Annotated in this window: 12 protein-coding genes; 7 read left to right on the forward strand and 5 right to left on the reverse strand. The window is 68.7% G+C overall.

The features are described 5' to 3' along the window. Positions 1 to 32 precede the first annotated feature (32 nt). From ACTWQA_RS48540 to ACTWQA_RS48560, 5 genes are all read left to right on the forward strand, one after another. Positions 33 to 752, forward strand: coding sequence for a hemerythrin domain-containing protein (locus tag ACTWQA_RS48540; RefSeq protein WP_443165630.1), 720 nt, complete (start codon positions 33 to 35; stop codon positions 750 to 752). A gap of 34 nt (positions 753 to 786) precedes the next feature. Next, positions 787 to 1245: a nuclear transport factor 2 family protein gene (locus ACTWQA_RS48545; RefSeq protein WP_443165631.1), complete on the forward strand. Its 459-nt coding sequence runs from the start codon at positions 787 to 789 to the stop codon at positions 1243 to 1245. 254 nt (positions 1246 to 1499) lie between these two features. Continuing rightward, entirely contained in the window at positions 1500 to 3353 is a 1854-nt protein-coding gene (locus tag ACTWQA_RS48550) for a family 43 glycosylhydrolase (RefSeq protein WP_443165632.1), read from the forward strand. Positions 3354 to 3355: 2 nt separating this feature from the next. Then, complete coding sequence (locus ACTWQA_RS48555; protein WP_443165633.1) at positions 3356 to 3529, forward strand: hypothetical protein; 174 nt, start codon at positions 3356 to 3358, stop codon at positions 3527 to 3529. Then, a complete protein-coding gene (locus tag ACTWQA_RS48560; protein ID WP_443165634.1) occupies positions 3529 to 3756 on the forward strand; it encodes a hypothetical protein in 228 nt (75 codons plus the stop codon). The genes ACTWQA_RS48555 and ACTWQA_RS48560 overlap by 1 nt, the downstream gene beginning before the upstream one ends. A 17-nt stretch (positions 3757 to 3773) precedes the next feature. On the opposite strand, the gene ACTWQA_RS48565 is transcribed toward ACTWQA_RS48560, so the two are convergent. Genes ACTWQA_RS48565 through ACTWQA_RS48575 form a run of 3 tightly spaced genes read right to left on the reverse strand, consistent with a single transcriptional unit; the run spans position 3774 to position 5886 of the window. Beyond that, a complete protein-coding gene (locus tag ACTWQA_RS48565) occupies positions 3774 to 4460 on the reverse strand; it encodes a hypothetical protein (RefSeq protein ID WP_443165635.1) in 687 nt (228 codons plus the stop codon). A gap of 5 nt (positions 4461 to 4465) precedes the next feature. Next, positions 4466 to 5575 (reverse strand): hypothetical protein, encoded by a 1110-nt coding sequence (locus ACTWQA_RS48570; RefSeq protein ID WP_443165636.1) that lies wholly within the window; start codon positions 5573 to 5575, stop codon positions 4466 to 4468. After that, positions 5566 to 5886, reverse strand: a complete 321-nt coding sequence (locus tag ACTWQA_RS48575; RefSeq protein WP_443165637.1) for a hypothetical protein — start codon at positions 5884 to 5886, stop codon at positions 5566 to 5568. The genes ACTWQA_RS48570 and ACTWQA_RS48575 overlap by 10 nt, the downstream gene beginning before the upstream one ends. A 138-nt stretch (positions 5887 to 6024) precedes the next feature. On the opposite strand from ACTWQA_RS48575, the gene ACTWQA_RS48580 reads away from it, so the two are divergent. After that, the gene (locus ACTWQA_RS48580; RefSeq protein ID WP_327589517.1) at positions 6025 to 6414 is read left to right on the forward strand and encodes a YbaB/EbfC family nucleoid-associated protein; all 390 of its coding nucleotides are present in this window, start codon (positions 6025 to 6027) and stop codon (positions 6412 to 6414) included. 14 nt (positions 6415 to 6428) lie between these two features. Further along, positions 6429 to 6806, forward strand: a complete 378-nt coding sequence (locus tag ACTWQA_RS48585) for a YbaB/EbfC family nucleoid-associated protein (RefSeq protein WP_443165638.1) — start codon at positions 6429 to 6431, stop codon at positions 6804 to 6806. A gap of 484 nt (positions 6807 to 7290) precedes the next feature. On the opposite strand, the gene ACTWQA_RS48590 is transcribed toward ACTWQA_RS48585, so the two are convergent. Next, a complete protein-coding gene (locus tag ACTWQA_RS48590; protein ID WP_443165639.1) occupies positions 7291 to 8274 on the reverse strand; it encodes a carcinine hydrolase/isopenicillin-N N-acyltransferase family protein in 984 nt (327 codons plus the stop codon). Between the two features lie 188 nt (positions 8275 to 8462). Next, positions 8463 to 10358 (reverse strand): non-ribosomal peptide synthetase, encoded by a 1896-nt coding sequence (locus ACTWQA_RS48595; RefSeq protein WP_443165640.1) that lies wholly within the window; start codon positions 10356 to 10358, stop codon positions 8463 to 8465. Between the last annotated feature and the right edge of the window lie 2 nt (positions 10359 to 10360).

Raw genomic sequence — 10360 nt, forward strand, 5'->3', positions numbered from 1 at the left:
CCGCAGGCTGTCCTCATCAGAGAGGAAGCAGCATGGAACACCAGACCACCGAAGGGCCGCGGCTCCACGGGCAGGGGCTGACCGACGTGCGCATGATGCGGGTCGCGCACTCCAGTTTCCGCCGTGAGCTGGGCCTGTCCCCGGCGGCGGTACGCGCCGTCGCCGGGGGAGACCACCGCCGGACCTCGATCGTGGCAGCCCACGCGACCCTATTTCTGTCGCTGCTGCACCACCACCACAGCGTCGAGGACGATCTGCTGTGGGATGTGTTGCTCGCCCGGGTCCCCGGTGAGCTCGCCCCGCTGGTGCACGTGATGCAGAGCCAGCACGAGCAGGTGGCGGCGCTCTTGGAGCAGGCGCACGAGGCGCTCGGCACCTGGCGCCGGACCGCGTCGGCTTCGGACGGCGAAGCGCTGGCCGGGATCCTGTCCAGCATGTGCGCGGCGCTGTTCGAGCATCTGCACGCCGAGGAGACCCATCTGCTGCCCATCATGGCCCGGCACATCACGGCCGAGGAGTGGGAGGAGTTCACCGCTCGGGGCATGTCCTCGATTCCCAAGCGGCTCATGTTCCTGGGCTTCGGGATGATGCTCTACGAGGGGGATCCCGAGGTGATCGGGATCGAGATGGGCAAGCTTCCCGCGCCGCTGCGCCGGCTGCTGCCGTTGCTCGGCCGCCGCTCGTTCCGGCGCTACGCGCGCCGCATCCACGGCACCCCCACACCCCCGCGCGGCATCGGCGCGGTCGCCTGAACCAGCACCATCTCACTACCAAAAGGAGTACGTCATGACGCCGAACACCATCTCCATCACTGCCGCCGACCTCGCCGCCGCCCGAGCGCGGAACGAGGACGTGTGGAGCCGCTCCAGCAAGCTGCTGTACGCCGGCCGGATCGACGAGTTCGTCACCTTCTGGTGCGACGACGCCACCTACGAGGCTGCCCTGCCGGTCGCGGGCCTGCCCGCGGTGATCTCCGGGCGTGAGGCGCTGCACGCCGCGTTCACCGGCCTGGTCGCCGGGGCGCGCAGCATCGCCGTGCACGACGTCCTGTTCCACCAGACGGACGACCCCGACGTGGCCATCGTGGAGGAGCGTATGGTCGCCGAACTCGCCGACGGCTACACCTACGAGAACCGGCTCATCATGAGGGTGACCTTCCGGGAGGGCCGGATCGCAGAAATGCTCGAATACTACGGACAGCTCGCACACCAGGACCTGCTGCGCAAGCTCGGGTTCGCGTCCTGATCGCATAGGCGAATTCATGACCGGCGGACCTGGCGGCGTAGGACTGCGAGTTCCGCATCCTTGGAGACGTCGCGGCGTAGCAGAAGTGCGGGCATAGACAGCAGGTGCCCACAGGCTGCCGGGACGTCCGCGTGACCCGCAGGATCTCATCTCGGTCTTGACGGTCGTCCTGTTTGCGCTAACACTTGCCACCATTCTGGTCCGAGTTAGGCGCTACTCCCAACCTGGCGACGGAACGTCAACGATAACGTTGAGTGGGGTTCTATGAACCGGCTGCGTACGGCACCGCCTGGCACGGTGGGGTTCCTGGCGACGCCGCCATCACCTACGACGCCGAGAGCGGCGCACGCGACCCGCCCCCAGGCTGCGGGAAACCAGCGATGAGCCGCCGCCCCCGCGTGCTGGGCCCTGTGGCCGCGCTGCTGCTCGGGGTGCTGCTCGGCGCGGCCCCGACGGCCCCGGCGGTGCTGGCGGTCCCGGCCGCCTCGGGGGCTCCGGTGGCAGCGGCGGCAGCCGCTGGGCCGCCGGCGCAGCCCTCTCCGGACCCGATCGCCCACGATCCGACGCTCATCAGACAGGGCCGGTACTACTACGAGATCATCACCGGCGACATCGAGACCCGCACCTATCTGCCTATCCGACGCTCCACCGACCTGGTGCACTGGACGCTCCTCGGAACGGTCTTCACCACGCCGCCGCAGTGGGTGGTGGACGAGCTCGGCGTCACGCCGGGCGACTTCTGGGCACCGGACATCACCTACTTCGACGGCGAGTACCACCTCTATTACGCCGCCTCCTCGTTCGGAACGAACAACTCCGTCATCGGTCTGGCCACCAACGCCACCCTCGACCCCGACAGTCCGGACTACCGCTGGGTGGATCGCGGCATGGTGCTGCGCTCGAGCACGTCCGACAACTTCAACGCGATCGACGCCGACGTCACCTTCAACGAGGACGGGGTGCCGTGGTTGTCGTTCGGCTCGTTCTGGGACGGCATCAAGATGCGCCGCCTCGACGCGTCGACGGGCCTGCTGTCGGGGCAGGACACGACGCTGTACTCGCTCGCCTCCCGGGGCGGCGCGGCGGTCGAGGGCCCGTCGATCGTCCGCAAGGGAAGGTACTGGTACCTCTTCGCCAGCTTCGACTTCTGCTGCCGTGGCGTCAACTCCGACTACCGCGTCGTCGTCGGCCGATCGACCAGCCTCCACGGACCGTACGTCGACCGCGACGGCGTGCCGCTCCTGCAAGGCGGTGGCACCGAACTGCTGCGCGGCTACAACGGCTTCCAAGGCACCGGGGGCGGGGACGTCCTGCTGCGCCAAGGCAATGAACCAGACCTGTACGTCCACCACTACTACGACGCTGACGACGGCGCGCTGCCCAAGGGCTCGGTCCGGCCGATCTCCTGGGACGGCGGCTGGCCGCACCTCGGCGACCCGCTCAGCGGCAACCGAGGCCACGGTCGCGGGCCCGCGTACGTGACGCTGGTGAGCCGCGACGGTGCAGACTCGGTCGACAACCCCACCTGCGGCTACGAGGGTGCGGATATCCGGCTGACAGCCCCAGAGGTGGGAGACGCGTGCCGGCAGTGGCGCCTGGAATATCGGGGCGGCGGCTGGTCGAGCATCCTCAACCGGCACAGCAACAAGGTCGCCGAGGTCGCCGCCTGCGTCGACGCGGACGGTGCCCGCGTCGCGCAATGGGGCTGGCTCGACAACGACTGCCAGAAGTTCCGGGTCCTGCCCACCGACCGCGGCTGGTCCCGCATCGAGAACAAGCTGGCCGGCCGCGTGCTCGACGCCTGCGATCGGCCGGACGGGGCCGTGCAGACCTTCACCTGGCGCGGGGAAGCCTGCCAGCAGTTCCGCATCCAGCCGGTCGGCGACCTCCTGATCACCGACCCGGCCAACCGAAAGAGGCTGGGGGACACCTGGCGCTTCGTGCACATCGACGAGGGCTACTACCGGATCGTCGACTCGCGCACCGGCCGTCCCCTCGGCGGGCGCAGCTCCGCCTGGCGCCTCGAGGTCACGGACGCCGGCACGTACCGCCTGGTCACTCGAGACGGCGGCACCACCCGAGAGGTGCTCCTGATGACACCCCACTGACCGTGCCACGGCGCGCGGACTTCGCCGCGTTTCTTGGCCTGCTCGCCGTCCTGCCGCTGGAAGTCAGCCAGATCGACCGCGCGGATCAGATCGCCGCCGAACCCCGAGCAGTTGCTCAGCCCGTCTACGGGCAAGCGGGCACGCGTCTCCGTCATCAGTTTCATCGGTCGCAGTGATGAGGCGAGACGAAGCGCTGGCCAGCACGCTGACCCTGGCCTCACAGGCGCGTAAGTACGGCCTCGGCCTTGTCTTCGCCACCCAGACGCCGCGCGGCCTGCACAACCATATTGCTGGTAACGCCACAACCCAGTTCATCGGGAGAATCAACAGCCCCACGCAGATCGAGGTGGTCAAAGTGCTGGCGCGGGCCCGCGGAGGCCGCGCCGACCGAGTCGGCCCCTGATCAACTTTGATACACACCTAGTGGGTTACATCCTCGCGCAGTTCGCTCAGTCGCTCCTGGGCGAACGAGCGGATCTCCTCTTCATCGACCATGGCCGCGTGCTCCAAGAGGTTCGTATCCTCCTCGTCGGACAGACTCGCGGCGGCCGCCGCGGCGAACAGCCGGGTCACTGGGTCGCCTGCCTCGAGCCGGATGACGATGCCGGCCAGATCGGGCTCCTCGTCGTCCTGGAGAATCAGCCACTCGGCCAACTCCTTGACCTGACCGGGGGGCAGGCATGCCGCCCCTGCCTCAAGCTGCTCGACCGAGGCCTCGGTCAGGAACTCGAGGACCTTCCAACGGACGGCGCTGTCTGCGTCTCGGCTCAGGTTCATGACCTGCGCGATGATGGGCCCGTGCCGCTCGTCGGCGTTCTCCAGCACCACTGCTATCGCGTCGTATCGCACAGTGCGGATCGGGCTGGAGAGGAGGGCCGGAACCTCGTCGATCAGCGGCGCGGCGAGTTCGGCGAGTTCCGACAGCAACCAGGTCGCCGTCGGCAGGATCCGGTCATCACCGCTGTGGAGAAGTCTGGCGAGGTTCTCGACGGGGAATCCCGCGTACAGCTCGCTGAGCAGGTCGTTGGCCGCCGAGCCCACGAGGTCGGCGTCTGCCGGATGTGCAAGGATGCGCTCGATCAGATCCTCGCCTGCTTGCGTCTGCATCGGCCTTACCACCTCCTGTTCTTCTTCTGCTGCTCAAACTCGGCATCAGTGGGGTAGCGGTCGGCGCTGGCTTGGGAACCCCCGCTGTACGTGCCCCCGCTGGACGACGAGCTGGGCGTCTCGTCGAACTGACGTCGCCGTATGCTGTCCTCGAGGTCTTTGAGAGCCCTTTCTTCCCTTCTGATCCGCTCCGCGTGCCCGGCCTCCCAGCCCTTTCTCTCTTCCTCGGCCTTCCTCGTCTTGATGCTCTTCTTCAACATATCTCTGGCGCGCTTCGCGTCCGCCTCCGTCATGCCCTTGGCGCTGGTAGGCGGATCGCCGTGAATTCTTCCGTCATGGCGTGAGCCATTGTTCGAGTTGCGAGAGAAGAAGCCCCCGCTGCGGCCGCTTCCGCCACCACTGCCCCTGCCACGCCCATTGCCTTGGTTATCCCTGTTGTTCCTGCGGCCCATCTGGGCGATGCCGTCCTTGACGGACCGAGGTCCGGACGGATTCCGCAGACCAGACGACCGCAAGGGCACGACACCGCGCGGGCCGGCCGCGGCCAGGCGTGATCCGGGACCTCCTGGGCCTCGCAGGTCGTCCAGGATGCGGCGCATCGGTTCGGTGACCCGGCGGCGCACGATGGGAGCGATCACCTTGCCGGTGCCCTCGCTGCCCTCACGAAGGATCTTCCTGACCGCCTGACGCGATGCCAGCACCCGGGCCGTCGCGACGGTCGCCCCGACCGCTCCGCCGAACGCCAGCGCCTTGGCCACGCCGACTGCGGTGAACACCGCCTGCGTGCCCGCCGCCACCTTCACAGCCGACACCACGGAAGCGGTACCGTCCAAGGCCACCGGCATCACCTTCATCGCAGCGTTCGCCTGAGCGACGTGGCCGCCCTGCGCACCGGTCCTGTTCCAGTGGTTCTCCATGCTGGTGGCGGACTCGCCGCGGTAAACCTGCTGCGTAGCGCGGACCGCCGAATCGGCACCGCTCGCCGCGGGGGCCGTACTGGACTGGGCGACCCGCGCGGCGTTGCCCTCGGCCCTGACGTCGTCCTCGTCCATGTTCGGCCATGGACCGAGCATCTGCATCATCCCGGCCGCCGCCGGGGGAAGCACTACAGCCATGTGCGACCGAGGTTTTGGACGTTCTCGGTGCTCGCGGCCTCGCCGTCGCGCGTGTTCTTGACCACGGCGTGCAGGCCGTCGCCTGTATCCGCCATCACCGTGGACAGCCCTGCGAGCGCGGCCATCGACACCGCGCGGCACTCGGCGTACATGCTCGTGAACATGCCGAACAGACCATCGTCCCCGAACGAGGACACCCCATCGCCGCGAGTTTTGAGCGGCTCGAGCGCGGCGTTGTAGTCCTCTCCATGGGTCCTGATCCGGGAGGCTTCCTGCCCCACAGCCCCCAAGGCGATCTCAAGTCCCGTCATGCCGAAGTACCATATCGTCACACATCATGATCTATACAACATTTGCCGTTCATGAGACGTGAACCTCCATGTCAAAATCGCGGTCGTATGTGTCTAGACTGGGCGGCCGTCCGCTCTCCTGACAGACGGAGGTCCGACATGCGGCCACCCACGCCCGACAACGACGACGAGTACCTGCTCGAATACTTCGCCCAAGGTCAGCGGGTCATACGCGACCTGCAGGCGGCCCAATCCGCGATTCGACAGGTGGAGGGTCTGGCGAAGAGCAAGGACGGGCTACTCGAGGCGGCCGCCGACGGCGAGGGCGGGCTCACCCGGTTGCGCATCGACCCGCGGGCGATGCGGCTCGGAGAATCGGCGCTCGGCCGTGAGGTCGCCGCCGTGCTCCGGGCGGCACAGGAGGACGCGGCGCGCAAGGCGCAGGAGATCGCGGACGCGGCGGAAAGCGCCGCCGCACTGCCCCAGCCGCTCGACGAGACCTTCGTACGCGGGCGGGTCGAGCAGGTCGCCCGCGATCTTCTTCAATAGGCTCGGAGGCAAGCGTGTACGGCCAACAGTTCGACCCCGCCGACATCACAGACCAGCACATCGACGACGTGGCCCGCCAGGGTGAGCGGGTGCTGGCCTGGCTGGAGACGGCGCAGGCGGACCTCGACCAGATCGTGGGGGCGGGCGAAACGGCGGAAGGCCAGGTCAAGGCTACCGTGGACGTGAACGGCCGGGTCCTCGGGATCACCTACGGCCCCCGCGTGACGCGATTGAGCAGCCAGGAGCTGGCCGAGCAGACGCTCCTGGCGGTGCGGGCGGCGCGCGCGGACGCCCAGCGCCAGACGCACGATCTCATGCGCGAGGCCATGCCGGACTTCGATCCGGTAGAGGCGAACGAGCAGTTCCAGCGCCTGCTGACCGACTGGAGCTGACCCGGCCGTTGACAGTGGTCTGCCGCTCTTCCAGATGCGGCAAGATCGCATCATGCTTCGCCGTCGACATTTGGCACGGTCTCTGCCGACACGCCCGTACCAGATCATCGACCGCGAACGGAATGCTACGAGTTGCTTCTCTGCAGTTCCTTAGGGCGCGGTATCAAGGTTGATCAGAGCCATTCGTGGATCGCCGCGACGAGGATCGTTGCTTCGTGCGCACGGCGAGCTTGTCCTACCTCGTTGCGACAGCGCGATGGCGTTTGAGCCCGTCATGGTGACGGGCTCACGCGGAGGGTCCCCCTGGGCCGGAGGCGTCGGCATTGCCGCCCGCGCCGGGCGCGCCGGCCGTATTCGGCGCACGGCCGGGCGGCGCACACCACGGCTCGCGTGCAGCTCCTCGATCGGGGGCCTCACCTCGCCGGGGACCTCGCTCCAGAGGGCTCGCCGGCCTCAGGTCGCATGGGGCATGTCCTGAGCCGACCTAACCGCCCGCGGAGAGGCGTAAGTCGTGCACGCGTTCCCACTGCTGCGCTGTGACGATCTTGGCGGTCGCGTCATCCAGGTCGTAGACGATCGACCACCGGGTGTGGGGCTGAGCGACCCTCCTGAGCAGCTCCATCGCGTCCGTGTCGCCGCCTTCGGCGAGGAGCCGGTAGCGGCGGTCGGCCAGCTTGGCGGCCCGGTCGGCGCCGCTCATCGTGATGTTGGTGAGGTAGCGGTCCTCGATGACGTTCATGCGCCCGTTGCCGAACTCGACGACCGCGGACTTGCCCGCCCGGTCCGCGATCAGGTAGTGGAGCTGCGGGCCGCCGGTGAAGTCCAGATTGTAGCGACCCATCACGTCGATCGCCTCGGACACGGTCGCGGCCCGGTCGAGTATGAGCCGGATGATCCGCACTCCGCTCACGGTGGTGCGTCCCGGGGTGGGCGCGAGCAGCCGCGCGTCGGGCGCCTGGGCCAGGCCGATGACGAGCCCCTTCTCGTTCATGCCGTCGAACGGGGTCAGCACCGCGTGCGCCAGCCGCCGCCGGTCCTGGGCGGCGCTCAGGTCCGGCCGGGCGCCCGGCGGGAACAGGTAGGAGACGTCGGCCAGGGAGAGCGAGGCGTAGCCGTCCGGCGGGCGGGTGTGGACGACCATGGCCGGGTTGGGCTGCCAGTCGAAGTTCCTGCCGAATTCGCCGGGGCGGTGGAACAGCGAGCATGCCCAGCCGTCCCCTTTCCTGGCCAGCTCCTCCTTGGTAAGCGGTGCCTCGGCGTCATAGTCGCCGTGGTAGGTCATTTCGTACAGCGGCATATCGTCCAGCTGACGCAGGCTGGCCGCTGTACGGGCGATCTGGTCCTCCGTCTGCGTGAGTACCCCCTGGGGGGCCGCGGAGGAGGGCGTCGGCGGCGCCACTGCGGGCGCGCACGCCGCCGTCGCCGTCAGGAGCAGGGCCGATAACATCGCCACGGCAGAGGTCCGCATTTTTGTATTGTCCCTTCCGGCATCCGTCGTGTCACCCGTCGATCAAGGCCTCACCCGTGCTTGGGCGAGGTCGGAACGTTCTGGAGTTCGCGGTGGCGCGGCACGCTGATCCGCCTCCACCGCATTCAGGCGGTGCACCGACTCTCGTGGCGGTCTTGCGGTCGCCGGGTCGGACCGTGTCCGCGTTCTCAGGAGTCGCGAGTGCCACGGCGCTTGCGGCGGAGTGCCGCTCGGTCGGCGGGAGTGTGTGGCCGGCGCGTGGCCGTGTCTGCCCGCTCTCCGCCCTTCACCCCCTCTGCTGCTTCGTCGGCGAGCCATTGGGCCAGGGAACGGATCGTGGGGTGGGCGTAGAGCGTGGTCAGCGGGATACGCCTGCCCAGGGACTGTTCGAGGTGGTGCTGGATCTTGGCCATGAGGAGTGAGTGGCCGCCGGCGTCGAAGAAGCTCTGGTCCCAGTCGAGCGCTTGCACTCCGAGGGCGGCTTGCCAGGCTGCGGTGACGTGCTCGGCCAGCGGGGCGATCGGGCCCGCGAGCCGCGGGCCCTCGGCCGGGGTCTGGTGGCTGGGCGGGGCGGGGAGGGCGTCGGTGTCCACCTTGCCGGTGGGTGTCAGGGGGAGCGAGTCCACCTCCACGAAGGCCGACGGCAGCATGAAATCAGGAAGCACCAGCTCGAGGCCGCGGCGCAGCGCGGTCGTGTCGATCGCGTCGCCGAGGACATAGGCGACGATTCGCCGCTCGCCGTGGATCTCGCGGGTCGTCACGGCGGACCTGGAGACCCCGGGCAGTTCGGCGAGAGCCGCTTCTACCTCGCCCAGCTCGACGCGGTGGCCACGGATCTTCAGCTGCCTGTCGAGCCGGCCGAGGTAGGCGATACGACCGTCGGGGAGTCTGCGGCCCAGGTCGCCTGTGCGGTAGCAGCGGGTGCCGTCCGGGTCGCGGCCGAACCTGGCCTGGTCTCGTTCCGAAGCGCCCAGGTAGCTCGCGAGGAAGGCGCTTCGGATGACGATCTCACCCTCCTCGGAGCCCTCCAAGCCTCTCGAAAGACCTCGCGAAGAATCCTTCGAGTCTCCCGGGACCTGCGAGGGTTCCGCGTACCTCCCGTCCAGGACGATCTCCGCCCCGTCGAGGGGAAAGCCGATGGGCACCACCGCGGTCCCGATGCCCCTGCCTGCCGCCAGGTCCGCCGACGTCAGGTGGTTCTGCACCGCGAAGGAGATCTCGGTGGCGCCGTACCCGTTGACGAACACGCAGTCGTCGGTGAAGTGCCTGCGGAAGCGGTCGAGGTCGTCGTGGACGACCTCCTCACCGCCGAGCAGGACGACCCGCACGCCGGCCAGGACGTCCTGCGGCGACAGCGAGTCGAGCAGGTATCGGTAGACGGTCGGGGTGGAGTGGTAGATGGTGACACCCCGCTCCGAGAGCACCTCGGCCAGGTGGGCCAGCCCGTGCTCGCGGAGGTCGACTGGCACGACCGCGGCCCCGTTGAGCAGGGCGGAGAAGCTGTCGGTCACCGCCATGTCGTAGCTGAAGGAGGAGACCACGCTGAGCCGGTCGGACGGCTGTATGCGCAGGTTGGCGGTGTGCGTCCTGATCTGGAACATCACCCCCCGATGCGTCTGCACCACGCCCTTCGGCCGGCCCGTCGACCCCGAGGTGAACAGGATGTACGCCGGCGAATCCGGGTCCACGGCGACCGGCTGGAATTCGAGGGCCGGAGGCAGGGACGTGACGTCCACGATGTCGCCGGCCCCTGGGAGCAGATCCTTGTGCTCGGGCAGAGCGAGCAGCAGGTCGGGTTCGGCCAGCTCGGCCATGCGTGCCAGCCGTACATGCGGATAGCCGGGGTCGAGCGGGACGTAGGTCGCGCCGGCGGTGAGCGTGCCGAGGATGCCGGCCAGCATGCGGGGACCGTGGCCGAGCAGGAGCCCGACGCGCGTGGCCCCCTGCACGGCCGCCGCGACGGCGCGCACCTCCTGCGCCAGTTCGGCGTAGGTGAGCGCGCCGTCGTCGCCGAGCACAGCCGTGCGCCCTGGATGCTCCGCCACCACGGCCCAGAAGCGGGCTGCGATCGACTCGCCGAGCACCT

This window comes from Nonomuraea sp. 10N515B (assembly GCF_052245915.1).
Lineage (GTDB): Bacteria > Actinomycetota > Actinomycetes > Streptosporangiales > Streptosporangiaceae > Nonomuraea.

Bases quoted from the DNA above. Each gene is read 5' to 3' on its own strand.
- ACTWQA_RS48575 (WP_443165637.1), bottom strand. From the start codon at position 5,886: ATGACGGGACTTGAGATCGCCTTGGGGGCTGTGGGGCAGGAAGCCTCC.
- ACTWQA_RS48590 (WP_443165639.1), bottom strand. From the start codon at position 8,274: ATGCGGACCTCTGCCGTGGCGATGTTATCGGCCCTGCTCCTGACGGCG.
- ACTWQA_RS48560 (WP_443165634.1), top strand. From the start codon at position 3,529: ATGAGGCGAGACGAAGCGCTGGCCAGCACGCTGACCCTGGCCTCACAG.
- ACTWQA_RS48565 (WP_443165635.1), bottom strand. From the start codon at position 4,460: ATGCAGACGCAAGCAGGCGAGGATCTGATCGAGCGCATCCTTGCACAT.
- ACTWQA_RS48570 (WP_443165636.1), bottom strand. From the start codon at position 5,575: ATGGCTGTAGTGCTTCCCCCGGCGGCGGCCGGGATGATGCAGATGCTC.
- ACTWQA_RS48580 (WP_327589517.1), top strand. From the start codon at position 6,025: ATGCGGCCACCCACGCCCGACAACGACGACGAGTACCTGCTCGAATAC.
- ACTWQA_RS48545 (WP_443165631.1), top strand. From the start codon at position 787: ATGACGCCGAACACCATCTCCATCACTGCCGCCGACCTCGCCGCCGCC.
- ACTWQA_RS48540 (WP_443165630.1), top strand. From the start codon at position 33: ATGGAACACCAGACCACCGAAGGGCCGCGGCTCCACGGGCAGGGGCTG.